Annotated in this window: 1 protein-coding gene; it reads left to right on the top strand. The window is 60.1% G+C overall.

What is annotated here, in order from left to right:
• Positions 1-14: 14 nt before the first annotated feature.
• A partial coding sequence (locus FAZ69_RS33050) for an MFS transporter (protein WP_240702573.1) occupies positions 15-291 on the top strand: 277 nt, incomplete at its 3' end.

The raw sequence follows: 291 nt of genomic DNA, 5'->3' as shown, positions 1-291 counted from the left end.
TCTATGGGCTATGCATGCTCGGCACCACGCTTGTGCATAGTATTCCGGCGTTTCTTGTGGTTCGCTTCCTGACCGGTTTGGGCATTGGTGGCGTGATGGGCAATGCCGCTGCGTTGGTGAGCGAATACAGCCCGCGGAAATATCGAGCCTCGCTGATGGCGTGGGTCTCATGCGGCTTCACGGGCGGGGCAATCGCCGGAGGGTTGCTCTGCGCAAGCCTGCTGCCTTCGATGGGCTGGCGCTCGGTGTTTTTCGTTGGGGGGATATTGCCGCTTGTCATCGCGATTGCGA

It is taken from the genome of Trinickia terrae (assembly GCF_005144415.1).
Classification (GTDB): Bacteria; Pseudomonadota; Gammaproteobacteria; order Burkholderiales; family Burkholderiaceae; genus Trinickia_A; species Trinickia_A terrae.
Note: the sequence above shows the minus strand (reverse complement) of the source record. Positions and strands in the feature narration are given on the sequence as shown.